Below are 26,741 nucleotides of genomic sequence, written 5' to 3'. Positions count from 1 at the left end.
GTTCATGCAACGGCGGTGATGGCGCGCAGGCGTTCGATCTCGGCGTCGGCATACCCCAGCCCCTGCAGCAGCTCGGCCGTGTGCTGGCCCCGGGTGGGCGGCTGCAGGCGCACGCCCAGGCGGTGGCCGTCCATGGTGAACGGAAACAGCGTGGTCTTGGCGGTTTGGCCGGCGCGGGCGCCGTCGGGCAGGGTGATGTCGGCCAGGCCGCCGGTGGCCAGCAGGTGCTCGTCGTCAAACAGCTCTTCGGGCTTGCGAATGGGCGCAAACGGCAGACCCACCTTTTCAAACAGCGCAGCCAGATCGGATGCCCGCCACTGGGCCAGCCGCTCGCGAAGCACCGGCAGCAGCTGCGCACGCAGGGCCACGCGGGCGTTGTTGTCGGGGTAACGCGGGTCGGCCTTGAGGTCGGCAAAGCCCAGCGCGTCGCAAAAGGTGGCCCACTGCGCGTCGCTCACCGCCGCCAGAAAAATCTGCTCACCGTCTTTCACGGTGAACACGTCGTACACCGCCCAGGCCGAAATGCGCTCGGGCATGGGCGCAGCGGCCTGGCCGGTGATGGCGTACTGCAGCATGTGCTGGCCCACGAGGAACACGTTGTTTTCAAACAGCGCGCTCTGCACCTCCTGCCCTTGGCCGGTGATGCCGCGCTGGATCAGCGCGCCCAGCGCGCCGATGGCGCCAAACATGCCGCCCATGATGTCGTTGACGCTGGTGCCTGCGCGCAGCGGATCGCCAGGGCGCCCGGTCATGTAGGCCAGGCCGCCCATCATCTGCACCACCTCGTCGAGCGCGGTGCGGTGGTCGTAGGGGCCGGGCAAAAAGCCTTTGTGGCTCACATAAATGCAGCGCGGGTTCACCTGGCTCAGGGCTTCGTAGTCGAGCCCGTATTTCTTCATGGTGCCGGGCTTGAAGTTCTCGGCCACCACGTCGGCACTGGCCGCCAGCTTGCGCGCCACCTCGGCGCCCTCGGGCGTGTGCAGGTTGATCGCGATGCTCTTTTTGTTGCGGTTGAACATGGGAAAAAAGCCCGCGCCCGAGCCCAGCAGGTGGCGCGTGCGGTCGCCCTCAATGGGCTCGACCTTGATCACCTCGGCCCCCATGTCGGCCAGCACCATGCCGCAAGTAGGCCCCATGACCATGTGGGTGAACTCAACCACGCGCAGGCCTTTGAGCGGCTGCGGAGCGGTGGGCGGGGTTTCGCTGAATGGCGTGGCTTGGGTGTTCATGGTGTCGTTCGTCAAATGGCCCGGCATGCACCCGCCAGCGGCGCTGATGGCGAGCGGCCAGAAAGCAGGGGCTGGCCAGCCGCGCACTGTAAACCTTGGCGCGTCCGGTGGCCCCGGCACGGCATGCGGCGCGCACCCTGGTGCCGAGACCGCTGCAACATTAGCCACATAAAAGTCACAGATAAATGACTTTCAAGCGAATCAATACCGTATCTGGTATCGAATAAAGTTCAACCATGGAAAAACCCCGCGCTGTGTTGTTTGACGCCTATGGCACGCTGTTCGATGTGTACAGCGTGGCGCTGCTGGCAGAACAGCTGTTCCCCGGCCAGGGGCAGCGCCTGAGCACGCTGTGGCGCGACAAACAGATTGAATACACCCGCCTGGTGACCACCAGCAACCACGGCGCGCACTACCAGCCGTTTTGGGCACTCACGCAAAGCGCGCTGGCGTATGCCATCAAGGTGGTGGTACCGGCCGCGCGGCAAGACTGGGCCGCCTTTGAAGCCCGCGCCGCCCAGCTGCTGAACCAGTACCGCAGCCTGAGCGCGTTCCCGGAAAACCGCGAGGTGCTGCAAGCGCTGCGCGCACGCGGCCTGCCCACCGGCATTTTGAGCAACGGCGACCCCGACATGCTGGGCATTGCCGTGCGCAGTGCCGGGCTGGACGGCCTGCTCGACCACGTCATCAGCGCCGACCCGGTGCGCCTGTTCAAAACCCACCCCGCCGCCTACGCCCTGGGCGAGCAAGCCCTGGGGTTGCCGGCCAGCCAGATCGTGTTTGTCAGCAGCAACGCCTGGGACGCGCTGGCCGCCACCTGGTACGGCTACCAGACGCTGTGGGTGAACCGCCAGAATATGCCGTTTGAAGAGCTGGGCACGCAGCCCACGCGCACCGCACAGAACCTGCGCGACGTGCTCGCTTTCTTTGACTGAACCTGTTTCTTTTTTCAACACCGTTTCGGGCTGAGCCTGTCGAAGCCTTTTTTCCTGGAGCCATCTGATGACACAACGCACAACGATCCACGGCCTGCAAGTCGCCACCGAACTGTTTGACTTCATCAACAGCCGCGTGCTGCCCGGCACCGGCGTGAGCAGCGACACCTTCTGGCAAGGCTTTGACGCCATCGTGGCCGACCTGGCCCCGAAAAATGCCGCCCTGCTGGCCGAGCGCGACCGCCTGCAGACCGAGCTGGACACCTGGCACAAGGCCAACCCCGGCCCCATCACCGACATGGCCGGCTACCGCAAATTCCTGGAAACCATTGGCTACCTGGTGCCGGTGCCGGCTGACGCCAAGGCCACCACCGCCAACGTGGACGCCGAGCTGGCCATCCAGGCCGGCCCGCAGCTGGTGGTGCCGATCTTGAACGCCCGCTACGCCCTGAACGCCGCCAACGCGCGCTGGGGCAGCCTGTACGACGCGCTGTACGGCACCGACGCGATTTCGGAAGCCGACGGCTGCGAAAAAGGCCCGGGTTACAACGAAAAGCGCGGCGCCAAAGTGATCGCCTTCGCCCGCAAATTCCTCGACGAATCGGCCCCGCTGGCCAGCGGCTCGCATGCCGATTCCACCGGCTACGCCGTGGTGGGCGGCCAGTTGCAAGTGACGCTCAAGGGCGGCGCCACCACCGGCCTGAAAGACGCCGCGCAGCTGGTGGGCTACCAAGGCGCCGCAGCCGCACCGTCTTCCGTACTGATGCTGCACAACGGCCTGCACTTCGACCTGATCATCAACCGCGCCACCCCGATTGGCCAGACGGACCCCGCCGGCGTGAGCGACCTGGTGATGGAAGCCGCGCTGTCCACCATTCTGGACCTGGAAGATTCCGTGGCCGCCGTGGACGCACAAGACAAGGTGCTGGCCTACAGCAACTGGCTGGGCATCTTGAAGGGCGACCTGACCGAAGACGTGGCCAAAGGCGGCAAGACCTTCAAGCGCGGCCTGAACGCCGACCGCGTTTACACCAGCCCCCAGGGCGACGCCGAAGTGCGCCTGCACGGCCGCAGCCTGCTGTTCTTGCGCAACGTGGGCCACCTGATGACCAACCCGGCCATCTTGTGGGGCGCCCAAGGCCAGGAGATTCCTGAAGGCATCATGGACGCGGTGGTCACCACCACCATTGCCCTGCACGACCTGCAAGGCCACGGCCAGCTGGCCAGCGGCCCGATCCGCAACAGCCGCACCGGCTCGGTCTACATCGTCAAGCCCAAAATGCACGGCCCCAAAGAAGTGGGCTTTGCCGCCGAGCTGTTTGGCTGCGTGGAACAACTGCTGGGCCTGCCCGAGAGCACGGTCAAGCTGGGCATCATGGACGAAGAGCGCCGCACCAGCGTCAACCTGAAGGCCTGCATTGCCGCCGCCGCCAGCCGCGTGGCGTTCATCAACACCGGCTTCCTGGACCGCACCGGCGACGAAATGCACACCGCCATGCAGGCCGGCCCCATGGTGCGCAAGGGCGACATGAAAGCCAGCGCCTGGATCCAGGCCTATGAACGCAACAACGTGCTGGTGGGCCTGAGCTGCGGCCTGCGCGGCAAGGCGCAAATTGGCAAGGGCATGTGGGCCATGCCCGACCTGATGGCCGCCATGCTGGAACAAAAAATTGCCCACCCCAAAGCCGGTGCCAACACCGCCTGGGTGCCCAGCCCCACCGGCGCCACCCTGCACGCCCTGCACTACCACCAGGTGCTGGTGAGCGACGTGCAGAAAGAACTGGAAAAAATCGACGCCAACGCCGAGCGCGACAACCTGCTCACCGGCCTGCTGACCATTCCTGTGACCAGCAACCCGAACTGGACCGACGCCGAGAAACAGCAAGAGCTGGACAACAACGCGCAGGGCATCCTGGGCTACGTGGTGCGCTGGGTCGACCAGGGCGTGGGCTGTTCCAAGGTGCCCGACATCCACAACGTGGGCCTGATGGAAGACCGCGCCACGCTGCGCATTTCCAGCCAGCACATGGCCAACTGGCTGCACCACGGCGTGGTAACCGAAGCACAGATCAAGGAAACCTTTGAGCGCATGGCCGCCGTGGTGGACGCCCAAAACGCCGGCGACCCGCTGTACCAGCCCATGGCCGGCCACTTCGACACCAGCATGGCCTACCAGGCCGCCTGCGACCTGGTGTTCAAAGGCCTGGCCCAGCCGAGTGGCTACACCGAGCCGCTGCTGCACGCCTGGCGCCTGAAGGTGAAAGCGAGCTGAAGTCCCCGACCTGCCCCCTCTCCCTCGGGGAGAGGGCGGGGGTGAGGGCTCCCCCTTCCCCTTCACAGCGGCGCCCTCGGGCGCCGTTTTGCATGGCGCACACAATCACCCCATGACACTGGACTACCTGATCTTTGACGCCAGCGACGATGGCGAGGGCACCGGCACCTGGGACGCGATGGCCAGCGTGCGCGCGGCCGATGTGCCCGCCGTGATGGCCGAAGTGCAAGCGGTGCTGGCATGGGCCGAACGCCACAGCCCCGGCCCGCGCGGCCCGCTGGACGAAGGCGGTGCCTGGGACGCCGACGAGCAGGTGCAGACCGACGGCGACTGGACCACGGTGACGCTGACGCTCACCGGGCCCTGGGAATGGGGTGAGGCACTGGTGGCACGGTTTTCGGCGGGCTGAACTGGCACGACGATCTCGGCTCACAACACCACCCAGGTTGCTTAAAATTTAAGCGAAAAGATAATGATTGATCGCGTAAGCGGTTGTTTTAAAAAGGTTTTTCTGATTTTTTTAATTCATTATCTTGAGCAAAAGATAATGAAACCTGGTCACAGCTTGGCTTCAAAGCGAGCAAAGCTATCAGAGCGCCGCAACCGCCTCCAATCCACGGCAGCGGCCTTCAGCACCTTGACGGCGTGAACATAGTCTTCATACCTTGTACCTCTGGCGGCCTGGAAATGGTTGTTCATCACGGCCTTGGGGTTGGGCACCCGATCAGGTTTTTTGACCGGTTTCGCTTTGTAGGCCCGCGCCGCGGTCGAAAGGAACGCGCTGATGGCTTGGTCGCTGGCCAACAGCCAGCTTTCCAGCTCCTGCTCCACACAGACCAAAAAAACGGGGGCGTTTTGCAGCCCCTCTTTCGCCAGCCCATCCAGCAAGGTCTGGCGCTCTTTGGCGCGGCAAGGCTTTTCTTTCTTGTCTGGCCAAGCAGGGCGCAAATCCCACACGATCAAAACCCGCTCACAGCCTTCATCCAGCAGCTTCTTCACCACGCTGGGCGCCTCTTCAAGCAACCTGAGCTTGTTGTCCAAGGTACGAGAGATGAAGTTCTCGCCCGGCTTCAGCTGGCCGGCCAGGTATTCACAGACCAGCTTGTCAGCGCCCTGCGGCCCGCACTCAAAAACAAAACCGATGGTCATGCGGACAACCCCGTCAAGCTGCCCATGGTGTAGAGCTTGCCGGGTGCGAACTCCTCTGCCCACTTGCGCAGGTTGTCGTGATCCGCTGGCCGGGTGAAACGCGGGTGGCCTTGCGCATCTCGCTCCACCACCACCAAGTGCTCCAATGTCAACAAGTCCAGCAAGTACGGTGAATGGGTGGTGATGACCACTTGCGTCGTGCCCGACAGCACGGCACTGCGGATTTCTTCCACGATCAGGTGGATGCTGCGCGGATCGAGCCCGTTCTCGATCTCTTCGACAACGATCAAGGGCGGCGGTGTCGGGTGCCGAAGTAGGGCCAACAAAGCCAGCATGCGCAGCGTACCGGTGGACAACAACCAGCCAGGCACCTTGTACGTGTCTTCGCTCAACTGCAGCCAGGCCTTGCGCTCAATTTCAGACGACGACAGAGTGGGTTGAATGTCTTTGGCGTAGGGCAGCACATAGGACATGGTTTCGACGATGCCGTCGAACGCATTCGGGCTCTGGCGGCGCAGATCCAGCAGAAAGTCCGCCACGTTCGATCCGTCACTGGCCAAACGGACCGCGCCCTGGGTGCGTTGCTGCGGTACGGGCAGCCCCATGCGCTCCGGGCTCAGGGTCAAAAACTGCCAGTCCAACACCTCCATGGCCAGCACGGTGTGGACCATGGTCGCAGATGTGCCCAGGATCGAGCGCCCCGCGCCATAGGACATCAACGCACCGCCCTCGTCGCGCTCCGTGAAGTCCCCGGCCAGGTCGGTTATGCGCTCCGACGCAATGAACATGCGGTTGGCCGCCGGATCGTTGTTCACCGTCATGGCCAGGCGCTGCACCTTGCGCGGGCTGGTCCCCAGCGCCATCTCCCATGAAATGGGGTTGAGCACTTCGCCCAGGCGTTCTTTGGCTTCCTGCCCCTTGTGCCGCACATGCTCGATACCCAGCCAGCGCTGCATGGCCAGGTCCAGCCCGTCGCGCACGATGGCCTGGTAGGTTTCCAGTGCTTCGATCAGGCTGGACTTACCGGCACCGTTGTTACCGATGAAGGCGGTGAGCGGCCCCAGCTTGACGACCTTGCTGTCCACCACCGCTTTGAAGTTACGCACGCGTACGCTTTGCAGGCTCATGAAATCAACCCTTTCTGCACATCGCGCCAGGCGTTGAGCGCAGCCACTTTGGCTGGCTCAGGAACCAGCGGGAAAGTCTTGAGAATATGGGCGAATTCGTCTTCGTCCAACCCGTACAAGTGGGCGACCAGACCGTCGAGTTCGGCGCGGAGCTTGGCGCGTTCAGCAGGATAAGCGACTCCTTCCTCGTGTCCTTTCAGGCCTACATCACGCGCCAAACCGTCGTAGACCGCGTCGGTACAGATCAGCTTGGCCGCCCGCTTTGCAATGCTGATGCAGCGTGCGTCGACTGAAGGCAAACGTGGGACTGGAAGCTGATACAGGTAAAACATGTTCAGCGTGGTGGTGATGCTTTGCCGCAGCAGCCAGTCCAACACAAAGCTGTTGGCCACGGCGCACCAGTAGCACTGCTCCACGGCATTGATGCCGCTGTCGATGACCTTTAGCGTCGTGCTGTTGACCTCGGTGAATACCATCGGCGGCGCGATGGTTGAAATGAGCGTTCGTGTGTCGGTGGAGCGCGCGATGCGACGGTGCAACCAGCGGTAGCTTTGATAGTCCATCCGCTGTCCGGTATCAGGCGTCTTGCCCAGGAGGACCTTTCGGCCATCCGCCTCAGCAATCCAAATTCCAGAATGCTCCGCAGTGTTCTCAAATTGATTGAACATACGACCAGTGAACAACGGCAACCGCTCTGGCCCCGCCGCGCCTCTAGCGATTTCTCGACCAACACTCGTAATCTCAAACTCGCGTGTGAGTTTCAAGTTCCATGCTCCGTCCATCTCTAGCCCAAGAGCTGGAAAGGCGAGCATCTTCTCCACGATAGAGACATCTGTGGGACTACGAAACTCCAACACCGACCGCGTTTCCGCGTTCATCGAACCTATCAACTGCGCAGACAACTCAATGAAGTTGTCTTCGTTTTCCACGAACGCAGCAAAGTCTTCCGCCTTGATGGCTTCGCGCGGGTTGATGCGGAATGTGGCGCGCAGTTTCTCGGTGGTGCCACCTTTGGTGAAGTTCAAGAACAGCAATCCAAACGAGTGGTGCACTTCTTCAAAGATGAACTTCTCGTTGGAGAGGGAAATCAGCGAATCCACCCGCGTATGGTCAAACAGCATGTTGCGCAGACCGGTCGCGCCCAAGTCCTTGTAGATGCCATTGGGAATGACGATGCCGCAATGGCCACCCTCGCGCAGCAAGGCAAAGCAGCGCTCCGTGAACAACTTGTAGAGGTTGATGTCGGAGCCGGTTTTTTTGCCCGCCACCACGGCCGACTGGTACCGATAGTCCGCTGCGCTGCGGAAGTAAGCGCTCATGTGCGGGAAACGGCTCTGGTAGTCGAGCCAGCCTTTTCGGATGTCCTTGTCTTTCAGGAGGCGGGTCTGCTCAGCCTCGAACTCCTTGATGGACATGTTCTTCTTGCTGATCGTCTCGGAGAACGGCGCGAAGTACTCCTTGGCTTGTGGCTTGAAGCCTTCCCACGGGGGGTTGGCCAGGATCACGTCGAAGCCGCCGCGCCGCTGCACGATGTCGTCAAACACATAGCCCCAATGGAAAGGGGTTTGGGCGTCGATGTCCTCCCGCTTCATGGCGCGCTTCTTGGGCTTGCCAAGGTCGTTGGTTGCAGCGTCCCAGGTGGCCTCTTCGTACTTGATGTTCAGGCCAGCAAACTGGTCGTGCACCAGCTCGTTCAAAACGCCGTTGGCCTCGCGCATGGCGGCGTCGATGTCGTCTCTCAAGACGCGCAGGTCGGTGTCGCGCCCCACGGCATCAGCGGCGTGACGGTAGGTATCGAGCTTGCGGTTCTTTTCTTCCACCAGTTCGCGGAAGCTCTTGCGGAACATGTCGCCGTGGCGGTACTTGGCGTCGAACTCGTGTTCATCCACCCGCATAAAGCCCACCAAGGAATTGCCCGGCAAGATGTTGAAGTCGATGTTGGGCAGGGGCTCCAGGTCTTGCACCCTGCGCACACTGGACACCATGGACAGGAAGAGGCGCAGCTTGGCGATTTCGCAGGCCTCTTCCATGATGTCCACACCGTGCAGGTTGTCGGTGACGATGCGGCGCTTGATGTAGTAGCCCACGCTCGGGTGGTCTTTCTGGATGCCGGCCAACCAGTTCTTCAGCTCGGTGCTGGCGCCCATTTCGGCGCGGCCGACCACGGCGTAGTACACATTGATGAGGCACTTGAGCGCGGCCACCAGAAAGGCGCCCGAGCCCACGGCCGGGTCGAGGATGGTGATGCTGGGCAGCACCTCGCCCACCAGCTTCAAGGCGGTGCGCGCGTCCATCTTGGCGAGCAGATCGGGAACGCTCTCGAACTTCACCTCTTTCAGGCCCAGCTCGGGCATGGCCGGCTCAAAGATGCGCTCCAGGATCAGCTTGTGGATGCTGCGTTCGGCCAGGTAGCCGGTGATTTCGGGCCGGGTGTAGTAGGCGCCAAAGGCTTTCTGGTTGATGTACTTCTCGAAGATGTAGCCCAGCACGTCGGGGTTGATCTCGTCGGCGTTGCCGCCGGGCGTGTCGTCCAGGTGCCAGGAGAAGCTCGCGAACAGGTTGAACACGCCTTCAAACGCAGCATCGGCCACGCGCAGGGTGGTGCCCACGCGCGGGGCGTGGTTGGCGTCCAGCTCCAGCTTGTGGTGCAGGAACAGGCCGCCGTTCAGGTAAGGCACCTGGCCGGTGAGGGCTTTGGCTGTAGTGCTGCGGTCGACCTCGGGTTTGGCGAAGGCTTCAAAAAACAGGGCGTTGAGGAACTCGCCAAAGAAGCGGTTTTGGCCGCGCTGCTGGCTTTCAGCCAGCTTGGTGCGCAGGTAGTCGGCGTTGCCGCCGTCCAGGAAGAACTTCTTCTGCATAAACCAGACGAACATGAGCCGGTTGAGCAGCACGCTGGCGTACCAGCGTTTGTCGCGTTCGTTGTCAATGCCCTGGATGTGGCTGAGCAGCTCCAGGTGCTGCTGCTGGTAGGCGTTGAAGAACTTCTTGGTGGTTTTGTCCACGTCCAGCGCGGCCTGAATGCGGCGCGCGGCTTCCAACACCGGCAGACGGCCCGCGGTGTCCAGCTCGGACAGTTCGACCACCATGGCCTGCAACTTGGAGGCGAACAGATCGACCGGCTGGCCTTTGAAGTAGTCGTGCCGGCGCGAGGTGAGGCGGGGTTTGCCGGTCTCGGGGTGTTTGTCGCGTTTGACCCAGTACCACTGGCTCTGGCTGGCGTTGGTCTGCTGGTTGGTGAAGATGAGCAGGTTTTCGGCGTGGCTGTGGGCCACGTGTTTCCACACCTTCAGGCGCTGGGCTTCGTCGGGCCAGCCACCGTCCACCACCACCTGGATGGCGACCACGCCTCCCAGCTCGGCCACGGTGCGGTGGCTGTAGACGGTATCGCTGGCCCGGTCGGGCTGCCAGTCGCGCTCAGTGCTGGCCACGTTCCAGCCCAGCACATCCACAAACAGGCGCTGAAAGTCGAAGGCCTTGAGGTGCGTTTCAAAGGCGGGGAAGTTGAGTTGGGCCATGGGTCTAATGTCGATATCTGGCGCAAATTTTTGTTCTAAACGCCATCAATCCTTTTGAAATCAATAACTTAGAAAACTCCAGCGTGTCGATAAGTGTTGATAAGTGCTGGTTGTTGTTTACTTGCGCGGCCTCGGCGAGGAGGGTGACGGTTCTGTCAGTGTGTAGTAGCTGCCTCGAGTCTGGCCGTGGCGTTGCAAGATGCCGGTCTCGACCATGTGGTCCAGGCGGTGTTTGGCTTGGCGCGGGCTCAGGCGACACAGGGCCACCACATCTTCGCGTTTGATGCGCTGCTGTTGGCGAACCAGGTTACGGATCAGCTCCACTTGCTGAAGCTCATCAAAGGCAGCCTGGCGGGCGTACTCCACGCCTTGTCCCAACTGCTTGTAGACCTGCGGGCTCAAGGTGTACTGGCGGCCCCTGCCTGTACCGTGGGGTTGAACCAACCCACTTTCGACCAAGGGCTCCAGCAGTTTGGCCGTTTGCGCAGGGGTGCATTGCAACGGGGTTGCCAGGTCGGCGACGCTCAGGCGCCGGGCCTCACGCAGGGTCGTGAGGATCATCAATGTTTCCACGGGCAAGGCGCTGTTCTGCCGAGCCTCCTCCTGCAAAACCATGCGCACAAAGGCCAGGTCGGCCGGCTCGGTGCTGATGCTGAGCTTGACCATGTCGAGCATGGACTGTGAGTAATCGGGCGCGGGGCGCCCAAAGCGCAGCATGCCGCTGTATATGAGGTCCACACCACGGCCTGTGCGGTCCACCAGCCCGAGACGCTTGAAGGCGTCAGCTAGCGCAGGGTTACGGGGCCGGGGCTCGGTGGTGAGTAAGTTGTCCAGCCCCACACCTTCCACAAATCCACCAGGGTTGCTGATGATCAGATCGTGCTGTTGCCAGCACACGCGCACTGGGCCACGGCGCGCGTAGTCGCGGTGGACCAACGCGTTGTTGATGGCTTCGCGCAGGGCGTTCACATCCACGCGGGCGATGCCTATGCGGAAAAGACCTTCGTTGAACTCTTGCTCGGTGTTGACTCCACGGGAGAGCAGGTCCAGCCATTCAACGATTTCGATCAGCGCGGCACGCGAGCCCTCATTGACCTTGACTTGGGTGCCTTGCAAAACTTGGAAAAGCACCTCGTGTGTGGGCACCTGAAGTCGCAGGCTGTCGGTGCGGCCAATCAACAGCAGACCGAGCAGGGTGGGTCTGCGCTCGCCGTTGCGCGAAACGGTGAGAGAGAGCGCTCCGTCCAACTGCTCGTCGCTCAGGCCCACAAGCGACTTGTCGCTGCGCGGGTTGTTGGCGATGACAGAACGGAGGCGTTCGCGCTGCAAGGGGTCAAAGTCGGCCAGAGTGGCATCGGCCAAGGGCTCGGCCGACATGTCAATCAACCGAAAGTCGGCGCGACGGCTAGGGTACTCGTGCGGCAGAAACGGCACGCACTCGGGCTGCCCGTTGCCGCCGATGCGGCGGCGCTTTACCAAGCCGTCGGTGCGTGCGATGACTTCGGGACTGCGTGGCACGGACACGACTGCCACACGCATGCCCTGATACAGAAGAACCTCGACATGGACACCGAGACTGGGCGCTGTTCGGTTGGCGACCATAGCGGAAAGACCGCTCACCTGCTGGGGTCTGCTGCTGTGCAGGCCAGTCACAGAGCCATCGTTTTCAACACCAAGGTACAAGCTACCACCCTGCGCATTGGCTAGACAGATCAGCGCCTCGACCAGATCGTCATCGTTGAGCGGATCCCGGTCGCTCTTGAACTCGACCTCCAGCGTTTCTTTCTCCGGAAAGGTGCTTTGTCTCATGCACTGGCCCCCGCGATCAATCCCATGGAGCACACCACGCGCGGCTCCCTCAATGACGCGTCGTCTTCGGCGTAGGTCAGGCGCCCTTCTTCGCGCAGCGACTTCACGGCCTCGGCCAGTTCGGTATCGTTCACGCCGCTGCGCATGAGGCGGTTGAGCAGATCGGCCGAGGTTTCGAGCAGCGGGCGCTGGTACATGTCGTCCAGAGCGCGCTCCAGCTCGTCGTCGCGGAACAGGGTTTGCATCTGTTCAGTGGCGTAAGGCTTCAGTCGTTCGTAGGCCCGGCGGCGCGGGCTGCTGGGGCGACCCAGGCCGCCGCCCACGGCTTTGTCCTGGCTAACGGCGAGTTGCAGGCCTTGGGCCACCAGATTGTGGTGGTTTTCCAGCCGGGCCACCGCAGGGGTGTCGGGCTCGCACTCGGCGGCGCGCAGTACCGTGAACTGCGATTCGGTGACCGTCTTGCCGTTGGCGCCCACCCAGGCCAGATGGTCGTTGCCCTCGGGGGACTTCACGTACACCAAGGCACCGCCTTTGGCCGCGTCTGCCCCCAGCAGCGGGAAGCGGCTCTCGACCAGCGCAAAGGCTTTGGCCGAATACACCACGGGTGGGAGCGATTCGACGGCGCGAGCCAGGTCGGGGTTGTCTTGCGTGGCTTGTTTCCAAATTTGCCAGGCATACGAGGCAAGGTCCACCTCGTCGTCGTTGTCGTCGAGCACGCCTTGTTTTTCGGTGTACAGGTCGCGGATGGTGGTGGCGTCGTCGTCTTCAAAAAACGCTTCGTCGGTGCCCACCACTTCAGCGTTTTCCTGCAGGCGTTGGCGGATGCGCGAGCGCAGCTGGATGAGCTGTTCCACACCATCGGCTGGCAAGAATGAGTAGCAGTGGATTTCTTCGGCCCGCTGGCCAATGCGGTCTACCCGACCTGCGCGCTGGATGAGCCGGATGATGGCCCAGGGCAGGTCGAAGTTGACCACCACGTTGCTGTCTTGCAGGTTCTGGCCTTCGGAGAGTACGTCGGTACAGATGAGCACGCGCACCTCGTCGGCCTTGCTCACGGTCTTGTTGTTGGACTTGGGGCTGAAGCGGCAGGCCAGCGCATAGGGGTCGGCGCTGGCGCCGGTGGCCACGGCGACGTGGGTGATACCCGCTTTGCGTGCCTCGCGTTCAAGGTAGCGTGCGGTGTCGGCAAACTGGGTGAAGACGAGCACCTTGTCTTTGCCATGCGTCTGCGTGAGCATGCGGCGCAGGGCTTGCCATTTGTGGTCATTCTCAGCAGCCCAAGCGCCCTGGGTGTTCAGCAGTTCGGTCAGGGTCTGTGTGTCTTGCGCCAGGTGTTCGGCCAACGAAGCCTTGAAAAGGCTGGGACGAATCCACTTGAAGCGGCGCTTGAAGTCCTTGGCAAAACGGTTGTATGCGGCCTTGGCGCGCACCATGTCGGCTGGCAAACCATCTTCTTCTGCCACGGCATCCACCAGCCCGTCCAGCAGGTCTTCGGGGTCGCCTTCAACACCTTCGGCGTCTTCGTCCATGCGGTCCAGGTCCAGCAGCCCCGCGTCCAGCACGCCCATGGGTAGGTCCAGCCCGTTTTCAATAGCGTAGAGGTAAATCTGGTTGCGCAACACGTGCCGGTCGATCGACTGGAGGAACGAGAAACCGTTGGACTCCAGCCGCTTGAACAGGTTGGTGCGGCAGAACCCCATGAGGCGCTTGCCGGCGCGGCCCAGGTTGTCGATCAGCTTGCGCTCAGCGGGTGTGGCCTGCTTTTCCTCAACCGGGTTGACGTACAGGCCCAAACCGTAGCGCGGCACGTGCAGCGCATTGATCTCATCCACTACCGCAGTGGAATACAGGCGCGCGTAGCGGTCTGCCGGATCGGTCTCGTCCACCGGGAAGGCGACCGACAAGGGTTTGCGAAGCGGGAAGTAGCGCTTCTCGCCATCTTGCCCTGCGATGTAGCGGCGGCCGTGTTTGTCGGCCTCGGTGTAGTGCTGGATGATGAAGCTGCGGGTGCGGCGCACCATGTACAGGCGGATCAGTTCGCGCCAGTCGTCAAACTCGTCGCTCTTTTCTATGGCCAGGATGGAGTTCACCCGGCACTGGTTCTTGCGCTCAAACTCGGCTTCGCTGATGCCGTACTTGCGCATGTGCCGCTCGGGGCGGATGCCAATGTTGGCCTTTTCGTCAATGAACAGGCGCAGCTGTGCCGAGAGGTCGTGCTTGGTTTTGTTGTAGGGCGTGGCGGTGAGCAAGATTACCTTGGCATCGCAGCTCTTGATGTAATCCGCAATGGCCTTGTAGCGACGGCCTTCGCGGTTGCGCAGGTTATGGCTCTCGTCAATGAGCACCAGGCGGTAGCGCTTGAGGTCCGGCAGCTTCTTGGTGACCTGCGACACCGGCAACACCATACCGCGCAGGCCGTATTCGGTTCGGTAGCGCTCCCACATAGGCTCCAGGTTTTTGGGGCAGATGATGAGCGTTTCGTAGCCCAGGTCGTCTTCAAACATGCGGGCCAACGCGGTGGCCATCATGGTCTTGCCCAGGCCCACCACGTCACCAATCATCACGCCGCCACGGCGGTGCAGGTGCCGCGCAGCGATCTTGACGGCACTCTTCTGGAACTCGAAAAGCTCCTGCTCAAACCGGGGCGGCAGACGGAACTGGCTCAGCCCGGCTCGCGCCTCTGTGCTGAGGTGGTACGCGATGTTCAGGTAGATGTGGTGTGGCGGTATGGCCTCTTCCCGCGCCCAACTGCTCTCGATGATGGCGGCCAGATCGGCCGACACGTCCAAGGCCCAGCGGTCTCCCCAGCGGTCGGTGAACCAGCTGGCGAGCTTTTCGGTGCCCAAGTGGTCGAGCACATCGACGTTCAGCTCGCCGTGTTTGGAAAGCCCGGCCAGCGTGAGGTTGCTGCTGCCGACAAACCCGGTGATGGGGTTGTTCACGTCATCACGAAACAGCAAGTACAGCTTCGCATGCAGCGGATAGGGCAGGAACAGTTTGACCACCACTTGGCCAGCTCGCAACTGGCGCGCCAGGCGGCGCAGACCTGCTTCGTCTTGCCCAGTGGGAATGCCCAGCGCAATTTGCTCGCGCAGGTGGGCCGCAAACTGGGCCTTGAGGCGGCTGGCCGTGGCGTTGTCGATCAGGCCCTCTTCGCTGGACTGGCGGTATAGCTCACGGATTTCTTCGTGCGGTGGGCGCTGCATGCCCACCAGCACGCGGCACACCTGACCGTGTGCGGGGTTCCAGCTGCCGATCAAATCGTCGATGGCCTGCCAGCCCCGGAGATTGAGATACCCGATGCAAAAGTCTGCCCGCTTGGATACTTCGAGTGTGGCGCGCAGCGCCTCTAGAAGTGATTGTTGGATGTTGTCGAAGATGCGGGACATGGGCGATTTTTTTGGGTCTTGTTCCTCTGCGGCACATTGTGCCCTTTCCAAAACACCGCACAGGTCGAGAACAGGCTCAGCGCCCCACAAACACCGCCGCCCGCTTCGCCACAAACGACGCCACGCCTTCTTTGGCGTCTTCGCTGTTCGCCAGCCGCTGCTGCACCGTGTCGAACTCGGCCAGGGCGGCCAGCGGGCCTTGCTCCACCGCTTTGAGCGCGTTGAGCCGGGTGGCGATGACCGCCAGCGGCGCCTGCTGGGCAATGCGCTCGGCGATGCGCAGGGCTTCATCCAGCTCGCTGCCGGTGGGCACCACGCGCTGCACGAAGTTCAGCCGCAGGGCTTCGGCGCTGTCGAACCCGTCGCCGGTGAGCAAATACAACAAGGCGTTGCCCAGGCCGGCGCGCTCGGCCATGCGCAGTGTGGCGCCGCCGGTGGCCATGATGCCGCGCTGGACTTCGAGTTGCGAGAAACGGCAGTTGTCTGCCGCGACCACGATGTCGGCGGCGAGCATGAGTTCGATGCCGAGCGTGTAGGTGATGCCTTTGACGGCCACGACCATGGGCTTGGTGCGGCGGCGCCAGCCGGCGTCACCCAGGTTGAGCGGGTCCACCAGGCCGTGGGGCACGGCGTATTCACCGCGCTGCATGAGCGGGGCGAAGCTGGGCAGGTCGAGCCCGGCGGTGAAATGCTCGCCGTGGGCGTGCAGCACGCCCACCCGCAGGGCGGGGTCGTCGTCGAGCCGGGTGTAGGCCTCGGCCAGGGCGCACAGCATGGCGGGGGTGAAGCCGTTGCGTTTGGCGGGGCGGTCAATGCCGATGCGCAGCACATGGCCCTGTGTTTCACAGGTGATGCGGCCCTCAGCTGGGCTGGTGTGTGGGGGAGATGGCGTCATGGCCACCATGGTAGGCAGGCCCGGGCCACCCGCGGTCACGCAGGCGTCAGCGCACGCGCTGCACGTCCAGCGCGGTGACGGCACCGGCCTGGTTGCCCCAGCTCTGGCGAATGAAGCTGGCCACGGCGGCCACTTCGGTGTCGGTCAGCAGGGTGCGGTAGGGCGGCATGCCGTAGGGCTGGGGGTTGCCGGCGGTGGCAGGGGCGAAGCCACCGCTCAAAATGGCTTGCACCGGGTTGACGTGTGAAGCCAGGGTGACGGCGCGGTTGCCGGCCAGCGCCGGGTAGGCGTTTGCAGCGCCTTGGCCGCTGGCGCCGTGGCAGTCGACGCAGTGCTGCTGGTACACCTGGTCACCCAGCGCCAGCTGCGCGGTGGTGGCGCGCGGCTCGGGCGTGGCGGCAACTTCAACGGGTGGCAGCGCTCGCAGGTAGGCGGCCATGGCGCGCAGGTCGGCGGCGTTCAGGTATTGGGTGCTCTGGAAAACAACCTCGGCCATGGGGCCCATGGCGGTGGCGCCCTCGCTGTGGCGGGCGCCGTGCACCACGCCGTTTTTCAACAGATCAACCACCTGCTGTTCGCTCCAGTGGGCCACGCCCGCTTCGCTGCGCGCGTGCAGCGAGGGCGCGTACCAGCCCTGCCCGGACATCAGGCCACCACTGAGGGCTTTGGCCTGCTGGATGCCACCCAGCGCATCGCGCGGGGAATGGCAGGCGGCGCAATGACCGAGGCCGCGCACCAGGTAGGCGCCCTGGTTCCAGTCGGCGGGGCGGGCCGCATCGGGCGTAAACGTGGCGGGCTCAAAGTACAGCTCGCGCCACACCGCCAGCGCGGCCTGGGTGTTGTAGGGAAAGCGCAGGCCGTGGGGCCGGTTGGGCTGGGCCACCGGCGGCAGGCTCTGCAAAAAGGCGTAGAGCGCGTCGCTGTCTTCGCGGCTGATGAGGGTGAAGTTCTCAAAGGGGAACACGGGGTTGAGCAAGCGGCCGTCGCGCGACTGGCCGTGGTGCATGGCGCGCCAGAAGGCATCGGCGCTCCAGGTGCCCAGGCCATGTGCCGGGTCGGGCGTGAGGTTGCCGGCGTACACGGGGCCAAACGGGGTGTTGATGGCGTGCCCGCCAGCATAGGGCTCGCCACCGCGCGCGGTGTGGCAGGCGGCGCAGTTGCCAGCGCGCGCCAGGTAGGCACCGCGCTGCACCTGCTCAGCCGACGCGGCCGGCGCTTGCGCCATGGGTGGCAAGGCGGCCACATTCAACTGGCGCACGAGCAAGACCACCACGGCCAGGGACAGCACCAACGCCGCGGCCAGCGCCGCCCACAACAAACGCCGAACCACCGGCGAAGACGAAACAGACATGGGCAACCAGACTTAGAACGTGGGGTAGCGCAGGCAGCGGCGCACCGGGGAAAGATTCAACGCGGGCTTGGGGGTGGTCATTGCGCGGTCTCAGGGGCTGAGCCACAGCGCAGCGGCAGGGGGCTGGTGGCGGGCGCAGCGGCATGGGTGTTGGCGGGCAGTGCCTGGGCGGCCAGCCAGCTGGACACGGCGCTCACGTCGGCGGCGGTCATGGCCTTGGCAATTTGCGCCATGCAGTCGGGCGCGTGGGCATGGCGCAGCCCGGTTTGCCAGGCACCGAGCTGGCCAATAAGGTAGTCGCGCGGCAAGCCCAGCAAGCCGGGAATGGCCGGCTGCACCCCAGTGAGCGCCTGGCCATGGCAGGCCACGCAGGCGGGCAGCTTGCGCTGGGCGTCGCCGTGCAACACCAGCGCCTGCCCGCGGGCCAGCTCGGCGGGCGCGGCGGTGCTGGCCGGGGGCGGCGGGTACGGGAGATCGAGGCTGGCGAAATGCTCGGCGATGTCGCGCAGGTAGGCGTCGCTCAGCGGGTCGAGCAGCGCGGTCATGCCGGCGTTTTGGCGCCGGCCTTCGCGAAAGTGCAACAGCTGGTGGTAGAGGTAGCCCGCAGGTTTGCCCGCAATGCGCGGGAAATAGCCGCTGTTGGTGGCACGCCCTTCTTTGCCATGGCACAGGGTGCAGGCCTGCATGCGCTGGGCCATGGTGTCGGGCACGGTGTGGGTAGCAGCCGGGGGCTCGGCGGCATGCAAAGCCCCCGCACACCACGCAGCCACCAGCAAGGGCAACACGGCGCGGGCGCGGCGTTGCATTCGGATAAGTAAGGTTGTCAGCACCGTTTGAAAATACCATAGCAACACACGACCGATACACTGAGGGGTACCAGAAACCCCCAGCACCGCCGATGAACACCAACGCCCCCCCGCTCGATGCCACCCGCTGCCCGCTGTGTGGCGGCGACAACCGCTGCGCCATGGAAATCGAACGCGCCACCGGCCAGAAGCAAGGCCCATGCTGGTGCGTGTCGCAAACCTTCAGCGCCGAGCTGCTGGCCCGCCTGCCCGACAATGCGCAGGGCAAGGCCTGCATTTGCGCCAGCTGCCTGAGCGCTTTCAACACCCAGGAGACACCATGATGGGCTGGCTCGACCGTTTCCCGCTGGTGTGGCTGGTGGTGATTGCGCTGTATCTGGCGGTGGCACCCATCGTGCCCGAGCCGCACCTGGTGGAAAAACTGCGCATGCTCAGCCAGGGCACGCTGGTGAAGCCCATCGATATTTTTGACCTGCTGATGCACAGCGTGCCGCTGGTGTTGCTGGCGGTGCGGTTGTGGCGCGACCTGCAGCGGCGCCGCGCCGGCCGCTGAAGACAAGGTCGGGCCCAAAAACGGCCGGCTGAATTGCCTATGATCGGCCAACAGGTGCCCGCGCGCACCGCGGAACACCATGGCCCAACCACCCGACCACTCCATCGCCACCCTGAAGGCCCGCTACGGCGAGCGCTACCGCTGGCTGCTGCTGCTCTCGGTCATGGTCGGCACCATGGCGTCCATCATGTCGTCCACCATCATCAACGTGGCGATTCCCGACATGAGCCAGCACTTCACCATTGGCCAGGCGCGGGCGCAGTGGGTCACCTCGGGCTTCATGGCGGCCATGACGGTGTCCATGCTCACCACGCCGTGGCTGCTCTCGCGCTACGGCTACCGCCGCACCTATTCGGGCTGCATGTGGCTGCTGCTGGTGGGCGGTGTGGCGGGTGGTTTTGCCAACGACTTTGCCCTGGTGCTGGCCGCCCGCGTGGCCGAAGGCCTGGCGGCGGGCGTGGTGCAGCCCATTCCCGCCATCATCATCCTGCGCGCCTTTGAACCGCACGAACAGGGCCGGGCCAGCGGCATTTTTGGCATGGGCGTGGTGCTGGCCCCGGCGCTGGGTCCGAGCCTGGGTGGCCTGCTGGTGGACGGTTTTGGCTGGCGCTCCATCTTCTTCATGGTGGTGCCGTTCTGCATCGCCTCGCTCTGGATGGCGCAGCGCTTTGTGCCGGGCTCTGCGCCAGGCGGCGGGGCCGCCAACCCGCAGGGCGCCGCGCTGGACTGGCGCGGTCTGCTGCTGGCCACAGCGGGCACGCTGTGCCTGCTCAACGGTCTGGTCGAGCTGCAAACCGGTACCGCCGCCAGCGCCAGCGCGCTGCTGGGCGGCGCGGCCCTGATTCTGGTGGGCTTTGTGGCGCTGCAGCGGCACACGCTGAAGGCACGCCAGCGCCATCCTGAGCGGGGGACGGACCCGCTGATGAACCTCTCGCTGTTTGCCGACCGGCGTTTTGCCATGGGCAGCATCGTAGCGTTCATCTACGGCATTGCGCTGTTCGGCTCCACCTATTTGCTGCCGGTTTACATGCAAATGGGGCTGGGCCTTTCTCCCTCATATGTAGGCACCATCTTGCTGCCGGCGGGCGTGGTGCTGGCCGTCACCATTGCCGCGGTGGGCCGCCTGGCCGACCGGCAGCCCACGCATGTGCTGGTGAGCATCGGGCTGGTGCTGCTGGCGGTGTCGTTCGCCATGATGTTCACCATCGATGTGCGTCGACCCACCCAGATCGTGCCCTTGCTGGTGGTGTGGGCCGTGCTGGGGCGCATCGGGCTGGGCTTCATCTTGCCCTCGCTCAACATCGGGGCCATGCGCGGGCTGGGCCATGCCCACATTCCCCAGGGCGCCAGCGTGATCAACTTCTTGCGCATGCTCGGCGGCGCGGCCGGGGTGAGCCTGTGCGGCATCGTGCTGGAATGGCGCGTGGCCGCCCACGGCTTCCGGCTGGACACCGCCAGCACCAGCCCCGAGCGCCTGGCTGCGTTTGACGAAACCTTCTTCATGCTCGCTGCCGTGTGCGCGGTGGCATTGGTCGCAGCCCTGAAATTGAAAGCGACCCCACCCACGCAGGGTTCAAAATAACGCCATGTGCCAACTGCTCGGCCTTAACTGCGCCACCCCCACCGACGCCTCGTTCAGCTTCACCGGCTTTTGCCAGCGCGGTGGCGCCACCGACCACCACGCCGACGGCTGGGGCATCGCGTTTTTTGAAGGCCGCGGCTTGCGCCTGTTTGTGGACCACGAATGCGCCGCCGAATCGCGCATGGCCGAGTTCCTCCGCAGTTACCCGCTGAAGAGCCGCAACATCATTGCCCACGTGCGCAAGGCCACGGTGGGCGAGGTGATGCTGGAAAATGCCCACCCCTTCACCCGCGAGCTGTGGGGCCGGCACTGGGTGTTTGCGCACAACGGCGACCTGAAGGACTACCAGCCCCGGCTGCACAGCCAGTTTCAACCCGTGGGCACCACCGACAGCGAGCGCGCGTTTTGCTGGCTCATGCAAGAGCTGGCCAAGTCGCATGCAGCGCTGCCCAGCACCGAAGAACTGACGCTGACCCTGCGCGAACTCGTGCCGCAGGTGCGCCGCTTTGGCACCTTCAACTTCTTGCTCTCCAACGGCGATGCGCTGTGGGCGCACTGCAGCACCAAACTGCACTACCTGGTGCGCCAGCACCCGTTTGCCCAGGCCACCCTGATGGACCAGGACTGGACGGTGAACTTCGCCGACCTCAACAAACCTGGCGACCGCGCCGCCGTGATCGTCACCACCCCGCTCACGCGCAACGAACACTGGACCGCCTTCGAGCCCAACGAGCTGAAAGTGTTTGTGGACGGGCTGCCGCTGCCCACCGAGGCGCCCCACCCATGAACGCCTGGCTGCTGCTGGGCACAGCCATCGTGGCCGAGGTCATTGGCACCAGCGCACTCAAAGCCAGCGAGGGCTTCACCCGGCTGCTGCCCTCGGTGGTGGTGGTGCTGGGCTACGCGGTCGCCTTTTACTGCCTGTCGCTGGTGCTCAAAACAGTGCCCGTGGGTATTGCCTACGCCGTCTGGTCGGGCCTGGGCATCGTGCTCATCACCCTGGTGGCGTTTGTGGTGTACGGGCAAAAAATCGACCTGCCCGGGCTCATCGGCATGGGGTTGATCGTGGCCGGCGTGGTGGTACTCAACGTGTTTTCAAAAGCAGCGGTGCACTGACCGAAGCCGCAAGTGCGCGCACCGCCCGCGCCAGCTCACAGCACCTTGAACAGCTTTTCGCGCAACTCGGGCAGACGCTTGGAACCCATGCCGTGGCCGGCCATGCTGGCTGCCCAGGCGTGGTACACGGTGCGCAGCGCCTCGGTTGAACCGGCATGAAAAATGTCGTGGATCAGCGAAACGCGCATCTGCTGACCAATGATCGAGTTGATCGAATTGATCATGAAATTGCGCGCCATGTCGTTGTCTTTGGCGGTGCGCGTTTCAGCGGCCGGCAAGCCCAACAGGGCGTCTGCGGCGGGCGCAGCCGTTTCAGATGCGGCGCTGGCGGCAGGCGCGGCGGCCTTGGCAGCGGGCACCGCCGCCTTGCTTGGCACTTCGGCCGCCACACAACCTTGCGACAGCAGCGCGCCCAGAATCTGCTCAATGTCGTCGCTGCCCGAGACAAAGGCCGACAGATCGCGTCCACTGCGCTTGCCGTCAACCAGCACCAGAATGCGCCGAACCAGCGGCGCCAGGCCCAGCGCGCGGGACTGTATTTCCTGCTGTCCAGCGGGGGTCTTGGAAAAAATCGCGGCAGTTAAATCAAGCGTTTCGGTCATGCTGCGTCACGGTGATTGTTATGGTTTCTCTCAACCGGCCCGTTGTACTGCACACGCACGCACTCAACAACCCGGGTATGCCATGACACGGGCTACAAACAATTCTTTTGAATTACAAAACCCCGGCCGACAAAGGCGCTGCGAGCGCACGGCGTGGTGCCCTTGCGACACCGTGAGAACACCCATCCAAAACCGTCGCGCCCATCACGCCGCGCACAGGCGCGTAGGTCACAAAACGACCTGCGACGAACGGCCCGCAAGACCCGATCAGCGGTGGCCCCGATGGGGCGACTGAGCGCTGTTGGCGCGGCGCTCTTCGCGCAGCATGAAGAGGTACAAACCTTCCACCTTTTCGCGCGCCCACGGTGTTTTGCGCAAAAACCGCAGACTCGAACCCACGCTGGGGTCCACATTGAAACAGCGCACCGGAATGCGCTGGCCCAGCTCTTCCCAGCCGTAGTGGTCGGCCAGCGCGGTCACGATGGCTTCGAGCGTGAGGCCGTGCAGCGGGTTGCGCGCCTGGGGCGCGGGTGGCTTGGGGGCCTCTTCGGCTGACGGGGCGACGGGTTCGCCGTTCACGGGTGTACCTTCGCTCGGCAGGCTGCGGTGCGAGCTGGCTTGGGAGCGGCCCGGCGCTGCGCTCATACAGGCCCCTTCATGGCAGCTTCGAGCGCGTCCACAAACATGGCCGGCACATCAAAACCGGTCTGGTCGGTGATTTCCTGAAAGCAGGTTGGGCTGGTCACGTTGATTTCGGTGACCTTGTTGCCGATCATGTCCAGGCCCACCAGCAGCAGGCCGCGCTGGGCCAGCGTGGGCGCGATGGCCTCGGCCACGGCGCGGTCAGCGTCGGTCAGCGGCTGCGCCACGCCCTTGCCGCCGGCCGCGAGGTTGCCGCGCACCTCGTTGCCCTGCGGAATGCGCGCCAGCACAAACGGCGCCACCTGGCCACCGATCAACAACAAGCGCTTGTCGCCCAGCGCAATCTCGGGCAGATAGGCCTGCGCCATCACGCTCGTGGCACCGCCCTGGTTCAGGGTTTCGATGATGGAACCCAGGTTCATGCCGTCGGCGCTGACGCGAAAAATGCCGGTGCCACCCATGCCGTCGAGCGGTTTCAAAATGATGTCGCGGTGTTCGGCGTGGAAGGCTTTCAGCTCGTTGGCGTTGCGCGTCACCAGGGTGGGCGGTGCGAAGGCGGCGAACTCCATGAGCGCCAGTTTTTCCGGGTGGTCGCGCAGCGCACGTGGGCTGTTGAACACGCGCGCGCCTTCGCGCTCGGCCTGCTCCAGCAAGTGCGTGGTGTAGAAAAACTCGCTGTCAAACGGTGGGTCTTTGCGCATCAGCACGGCGTCAAAGGCGTGCACCGGCTCCATGGTTTCGCTGGTCACGGTGAACCAGTCGTCGGCATGGCCGGTGAGCTGCAGGTGGCGCACCTGCGCAGTCACCGGCTGGCCACTGCGCCAGCTCATGAACCGCGGCTCGGTGCTGGCCACGCGGTGGCCGCGCTTTTGCAGCTCGCGCATCATGGAAAAAGTGGTGTCCTTGTAAATCTTGAAGGACTCAATGGGATCGGCGACGAAAAGAATGTTCATGTTGCGTTCAAGAGGCATTGCGGGCAGCCCCGTACTGTTGCACAAACAGCGCCAGCGCGCCGGCGACCACGCCCCAGAAGGCGGAGCCGATGCCGGCAAGGACCACGCCGCTGAGCGTGACGAGGAAGGTGATGAGGGCGGCTTCGCGGTGGGCATCGTCGCGCAGCGCTGCGTGCAGGCCGCTGCCAATGCTGCCCAGCAACGCCAGCCCGGCAATGGCCAGCACCAGTTCTTTGGGAAACGCCAGCAGCAGCCCGGTGACGGCTGCGCCAAAAAGGCCGATCACCACATACAGGGCGCCGCAGGCCACCGCGGCGGTGTAGCGCTTTTTGGGGTCGGTGTGGGCTTCGGGGCCCATGCAAATGGCGGCCGTGATGGCGCTGAGGTTGAGCGCAAAGGCGCCAAACGGCGCCAGCATCAGCGTGGCCAAGCCGGTGAGGGTGATGATGCGCGAAATGGGCATGGTGTAACCCGCTGCGCGAATGGCCGCCACCCCCGGCAAATTTTGCGAAGCCATGGTGACCACAAACAGCGGCAGCGCCAGGCTCACCAGCGCGGCCAGCGTGAATTCGGGCATGGTGAACACCGGGCGCGCCAGCGCAAACGACACCGAACCACCGTTGAACTGCCCCCGAGCCGCCACATAAGCCACCGCCACGGCCAGCGTGAGCGGCACCGCATAGCGCGCCAGCCATCGCCGGCCCACCAAGTAGGCCAGCAGCATCAGCACCACCAGCGGCAGCGCCGTTTGCGCGGCAGCAAAGGCTTGCAGGCCAAAGCGCGCCAGCACGCCCGCGAGCAAGGCCGAAGCCAGCGCCACGGGAATGCGGTTCATGACGCGTTCAAACCAGCCCGTCACCCCCACCAGCACGATCAGCGCCGCACACGCCATGAACGCCCCCACCGCCTGCGGCATGGTGAAGCCGCCAGCCAGCCCAGCCGTGGCCAGCACGGCCGCCCCCGGCGTGCTCCAGGCCACCATGACCGGTTGCTTGAGCACCAGCGAAGGAATGGCCGAACACAAACCCATGCCCAGCCCCAGCGCCCACATCCACGACGTGATGAGCTCGGGCGTGGCGCCAAACGCCAGCGCCGCCTGAAAAACAATGGCCACCGAACTGGTGAACCCCACCAGCACCGCCACAAAACCGGCCGTGGCGGCCGACAGGTTCAGGTCACGAAAAAATTGCATCGCGCGATTGTGCCGCTGGAACCAAGCCATGCCTGGCGCTAGGCCCTCACCGGCGCGAGGGCCTCACCCAAGAACACCGCGGAACTGGCTTTGCCAGGCCGCAGGTGTTGCCCCCTGAAAGGGGGTGACGCGCCGCAGGCGGGGCGCGGGGGTCACTCGTAGATTTCTGCGTCCGGGTCGGTCGCTTCCAGCTCGTAGCTGGCAGCCAGCATGGCCAGGCGGCCGATCACGCCGTACATGTAAAAACGGTTGGGCACGCTGGCGCCGGGCTTCACGCCGGGCTGGGGCAGTTGCGCGCTTTGCTCAAACGCCAGGGGCACAAAACGCGAGCCGGGCGCGTTGAGGTTTTCGTCCACACCGCGTTCGGCGTGCACACGGTAAAAACCGCCCACCACGTAGCGGTCCATCATGTAGACCACCGGCTCGGCCACAGCCGCGTTGATGCGCTCGTTGGTCAGCACGCCCTCCTGAATGATCACTTCGGTCACCGGCTGGCCGCCCTGGGCCGAGGCCATGCGCTCGCGCGCCTGCGGGCTCAGCGCGTCAATGTCTTTGGCGTCGCGCAGCGTCATGATGCCCATGCCACCCGTGCCGTTGTCGGCCTTGACCACCACAAACGGCTTCTCGTTGATGCCGTATTCCTTGTACTTGCGGCGAATCTTGCCCAGCAGCGCGTCGGTGTTGCTGCGCAGGCATTCCAGGCCATGCGCTTCGGCAAAGTTGACTTCACCGCATTGGTTGAACAAGGGGTTGATGAGCCAGTGGTCCATGCCCAGCAACTTGCCGAAGCGTTTGGACACCTCTTCGTAGGCCTTGAAATGGTGGCTCTTGCGACGCGTACCCCAGCCGGCGTGCAGCGGCGGCAGCAGGTACTGCTCGTGCAGGTCTTCCAGAATGCCGGGCACACCCGCGCTCAGGTCGTTGTTGAGCAAAATGGTGCAGGGGTCAAAATGCTTCAGGCCCAGGCGGCGCTTGCTGCGAATGAGCGGCTCCAGCGTCACCGACTCGCCACCGGGCAGCTCAATGGTGGTGGGCTCCTTGATGTCGTTGGACAGCGAGCCCAGGCGCACATTCAGCCCGGCCTGGTAAAAAATGCGCTGCAACTGGCGCAGGTTGCTCAGGTAAAAAATGTCGGTGGTGCTCTCGGGCACCAACAGCAGGTTTTTGGCCTCGGGGCAAATCTTCTCAATGGCGGCCATGGCGGCTTGCACCGCCAGCGGCATCATTTCAGGGGTGAGGTGGTTCCAGCCCGCGGGATACAGGTTGGTGTCCACCGGCGCAAGCTTGAAGCCCGCGTTGCGCACGTCCACCGACGAATAAAACGGCGGCGTGTGCTCCATCCACTCCAGACGAAACCAGCGCTCGATCACCGGCGTGGACTCCAGAATGCGCTGTTCCAGTTCGTTGATGGGGCCGGTCAGGGCGGTGACGAGATGCGGAACCATAGGGGCCTTTGCAGAAGATGGGAGTCGGTGGGCCCATTGTAGAGAGCGGCCGTTGCCGTCGAAAGGCAAAAATGGGGGCGAATGTGGAGCCTACAAGGCCGCGCCCGGCGCAAAGCACGGGCTTCCCAGCTCCGCTGCGGTGGCATGCACGACTCTTCGCAGCACCGCCGCTGCACAGG

Annotated in this window: 22 protein-coding genes; 8 read left to right on the top strand and 14 right to left on the bottom strand. The window is 64.1% G+C overall.

Annotation, left to right across the window (positions count from 1 at the left end; genetic code table 11):
* Positions 1-2: 2 nt before the first annotated feature.
* The gene (locus AC4QBL_RS19610) at positions 3-1,229 is read right to left on the bottom strand and encodes a CaiB/BaiF CoA transferase family protein (protein WP_472900538.1); all 1,227 of its coding nucleotides are present in this window, start codon (positions 1,227-1,229) and stop codon (positions 3-5) included.
* A 236-nt stretch (positions 1,230-1,465) separates the two neighbouring features.
* Between AC4QBL_RS19610 and AC4QBL_RS19605 the strand changes: the two genes are divergently transcribed.
* The 3 genes from AC4QBL_RS19605 to AC4QBL_RS19595 all read left to right on the top strand — a co-directional run bounded on the left by AC4QBL_RS19605 (position 1,466) and on the right by AC4QBL_RS19595 (position 4,845).
* The gene (locus AC4QBL_RS19605; protein WP_472900539.1) at positions 1,466-2,164 is read left to right on the top strand and encodes a haloacid dehalogenase type II; all 699 of its coding nucleotides are present in this window, start codon (positions 1,466-1,468) and stop codon (positions 2,162-2,164) included.
* A gap of 67 nt (positions 2,165-2,231) precedes the next feature.
* Positions 2,232-4,436: a malate synthase G gene (locus tag AC4QBL_RS19600; RefSeq protein ID WP_472900540.1), complete on the top strand. Its 2,205-nt coding sequence runs from the start codon at positions 2,232-2,234 to the stop codon at positions 4,434-4,436.
* Between the two features lie 112 nt (positions 4,437-4,548).
* Positions 4,549-4,845 carry a hypothetical protein gene (locus AC4QBL_RS19595; RefSeq protein WP_472900541.1) on the top strand — a complete coding sequence of 99 codons (297 nt, stop codon included), beginning with the start codon at positions 4,549-4,551 and terminating at the stop codon, positions 4,843-4,845.
* Between the two features lie 149 nt (positions 4,846-4,994).
* On the opposite strand, the gene AC4QBL_RS19590 is transcribed toward AC4QBL_RS19595, so the two are convergent.
* The 8 genes from AC4QBL_RS19590 to AC4QBL_RS19555 all read right to left on the bottom strand — a co-directional run bounded on the left by AC4QBL_RS19590 (position 4,995) and on the right by AC4QBL_RS19555 (position 18,477).
* Complete coding sequence (locus AC4QBL_RS19590) at positions 4,995-5,585, bottom strand: DUF4276 family protein (RefSeq protein ID WP_472900542.1); 591 nt, start codon at positions 5,583-5,585, stop codon at positions 4,995-4,997.
* Positions 5,582-6,712: an AAA family ATPase gene (locus tag AC4QBL_RS19585; protein ID WP_472900543.1), complete on the bottom strand. Its 1,131-nt coding sequence runs from the start codon at positions 6,710-6,712 to the stop codon at positions 5,582-5,584. Before AC4QBL_RS19585 ends, AC4QBL_RS19590 begins: the two co-directional genes overlap by 4 nt.
* Positions 6,709-10,227, bottom strand: coding sequence for an Eco57I restriction-modification methylase domain-containing protein (locus tag AC4QBL_RS19580; RefSeq protein ID WP_472900544.1), 3,519 nt, complete (start codon positions 10,225-10,227; stop codon positions 6,709-6,711). The genes AC4QBL_RS19585 and AC4QBL_RS19580 overlap by 4 nt, the downstream gene beginning before the upstream one ends.
* 117 nt (positions 10,228-10,344) lie before the next feature.
* Positions 10,345-12,036, bottom strand: coding sequence for an RNA-binding domain-containing protein (locus tag AC4QBL_RS19575; protein WP_472900545.1), 1,692 nt, complete (start codon positions 12,034-12,036; stop codon positions 10,345-10,347).
* Positions 12,033-15,425: a helicase-related protein gene (locus AC4QBL_RS19570; protein ID WP_472900546.1), complete on the bottom strand. Its 3,393-nt coding sequence runs from the start codon at positions 15,423-15,425 to the stop codon at positions 12,033-12,035. Before AC4QBL_RS19570 ends, AC4QBL_RS19575 begins: the two co-directional genes overlap by 4 nt.
* A 76-nt stretch (positions 15,426-15,501) precedes the next feature.
* Entirely contained in the window at positions 15,502-16,329 is an 828-nt protein-coding gene (locus tag AC4QBL_RS19565) for a crotonase/enoyl-CoA hydratase family protein (RefSeq protein WP_472900630.1), read from the bottom strand.
* Between the two features lie 37 nt (positions 16,330-16,366).
* Positions 16,367-17,671 (bottom strand): c-type cytochrome, encoded by a 1,305-nt coding sequence (locus tag AC4QBL_RS19560; protein ID WP_472907217.1) that lies wholly within the window; start codon positions 17,669-17,671, stop codon positions 16,367-16,369.
* Between the two features lie 77 nt (positions 17,672-17,748).
* Complete coding sequence (locus AC4QBL_RS19555) at positions 17,749-18,477, bottom strand: c-type cytochrome (protein ID WP_472900548.1); 729 nt, start codon at positions 18,475-18,477, stop codon at positions 17,749-17,751.
* A 92-nt stretch (positions 18,478-18,569) separates the two neighbouring features.
* Between AC4QBL_RS19555 and AC4QBL_RS19550 the strand changes: the two genes are divergently transcribed.
* From AC4QBL_RS19550 to AC4QBL_RS19530, 5 genes are all read left to right on the top strand, one after another.
* Complete coding sequence (locus tag AC4QBL_RS19550) at positions 18,570-18,800, top strand: cysteine-rich CWC family protein (RefSeq protein WP_472900549.1); 231 nt, start codon at positions 18,570-18,572, stop codon at positions 18,798-18,800.
* Positions 18,797-19,030: a hypothetical protein gene (locus AC4QBL_RS19545; RefSeq protein ID WP_472900550.1), complete on the top strand. Its 234-nt coding sequence runs from the start codon at positions 18,797-18,799 to the stop codon at positions 19,028-19,030. The genes AC4QBL_RS19550 and AC4QBL_RS19545 overlap by 4 nt, the downstream gene beginning before the upstream one ends.
* 79 nt (positions 19,031-19,109) lie before the next feature.
* Entirely contained in the window at positions 19,110-20,612 is a 1,503-nt protein-coding gene (locus tag AC4QBL_RS19540) for a DHA2 family efflux MFS transporter permease subunit (RefSeq protein WP_472907216.1), read from the top strand.
* Between the two features lie 4 nt (positions 20,613-20,616).
* A complete protein-coding gene (locus AC4QBL_RS19535; RefSeq protein WP_472900552.1) occupies positions 20,617-21,399 on the top strand; it encodes a class II glutamine amidotransferase in 783 nt (260 codons plus the stop codon).
* On the top strand, positions 21,396-21,728 hold the full coding sequence (locus tag AC4QBL_RS19530) for an SMR family transporter (protein WP_472900553.1): 333 nt from the start codon (positions 21,396-21,398) through the stop codon (positions 21,726-21,728). Before AC4QBL_RS19535 ends, AC4QBL_RS19530 begins: the two co-directional genes overlap by 4 nt.
* Before the next feature lie 35 nt (positions 21,729-21,763).
* Here the strand turns inward: AC4QBL_RS19530 and AC4QBL_RS19525 are convergent, their stop codons facing one another.
* The 5 genes from AC4QBL_RS19525 to gshA form a co-directional block, all read right to left on the bottom strand.
* On the bottom strand, positions 21,764-22,330 hold the full coding sequence (locus AC4QBL_RS19525; RefSeq protein ID WP_472900554.1) for a hypothetical protein: 567 nt from the start codon (positions 22,328-22,330) through the stop codon (positions 21,764-21,766).
* Between the two features lie 267 nt (positions 22,331-22,597).
* Positions 22,598-22,975 carry a VF530 family protein gene (locus AC4QBL_RS19520; protein WP_472900555.1) on the bottom strand — a complete coding sequence of 126 codons (378 nt, stop codon included), beginning with the start codon at positions 22,973-22,975 and terminating at the stop codon, positions 22,598-22,600.
* Positions 22,972-23,925, bottom strand: a complete 954-nt coding sequence (gene gshB / locus AC4QBL_RS19515; RefSeq protein ID WP_472900556.1) for a glutathione synthase — start codon at positions 23,923-23,925, stop codon at positions 22,972-22,974. Before gshB ends, AC4QBL_RS19520 begins: the two co-directional genes overlap by 4 nt.
* 7 nt (positions 23,926-23,932) lie before the next feature.
* Positions 23,933-25,117 (bottom strand): benzoate/H(+) symporter BenE family transporter, encoded by a 1,185-nt coding sequence (locus tag AC4QBL_RS19510; protein WP_472900557.1) that lies wholly within the window; start codon positions 25,115-25,117, stop codon positions 23,933-23,935.
* 152 nt (positions 25,118-25,269) lie between these two features.
* Positions 25,270-26,562, bottom strand: coding sequence for a glutamate--cysteine ligase (gene gshA / locus AC4QBL_RS19505; RefSeq protein ID WP_472900558.1), 1,293 nt, complete (start codon positions 26,560-26,562; stop codon positions 25,270-25,272).
* Positions 26,563-26,741 lie beyond the last annotated feature (179 nt).

It is taken from the genome of Hydrogenophaga sp. L99, from assembly GCF_058731905.1.
Note: the sequence above shows the minus strand (reverse complement) of the source record. Positions and strands in the feature narration are given on the sequence as shown.